Source organism: Acinetobacter sp. ME22 (genome assembly GCF_022012315.1).
Taxonomy (GTDB): domain Bacteria; phylum Pseudomonadota; class Gammaproteobacteria; order Pseudomonadales; family Moraxellaceae; genus Acinetobacter; species Acinetobacter brisouii_A.
In genome coordinates this window covers 1-519 of sequence record NZ_JAKLTL010000044.1, presented here as the reverse complement: position 1 = coordinate 519, position 519 = coordinate 1, and the positions used below count along the sequence as shown (strand labels likewise).

General features: G+C 48.0%; 1 protein-coding gene. It reads left to right on the top strand.

Features of this window, described 5'->3' with window-relative positions; genetic code table 11:
* On the top strand, positions 1-519 hold a 519-nt coding region (locus LVY74_RS17610), incomplete at both ends, for a phage tail protein (RefSeq protein WP_237816146.1).

Here is a 519-nt window from a genome sequence, read left to right as displayed (position 1 = left end):
GAAGTTGTAACGGAAAGCCATTACCGCTCTCTGGATTTTGAACGCAGAACCCTTGCTGACTGTATCAATCAGGTTTCTGTGACCTATTACGACAGCGGTCGGGAAAAAGACTCGACCCTGACCGTACAGGATCTTGGACGGATTGCCCAGCAAGGAGGCGTATCTGCTCAGGATATTGACTATAAGGGCGTATCCAACAACGACTTGGCCAGTGCTCTGGCATTACGGGATTTAAAAACCTTATCCACTGAACTGGCCAGTATTGAATTTGAAACCACTGAAGCGGTAGCAGGACTTTGGAATAAGGGTCATCCGTTTAAATTTTCAAATACCCGCTATGGATTGGATGCAGCGGTCTTTCGGGTGACTGAAATCCAGTTTGGAGATGGGGTCGACAATACGGTAACGGTCAAGGCGGTTGAGGATGCCTTTAGCAATCCAATGACAGCAGTGGTTGAATATACCCCGATCACCCGAGTAGATCACTCTGCCAAAGATGCGACAGGCATGGTCTTTGAA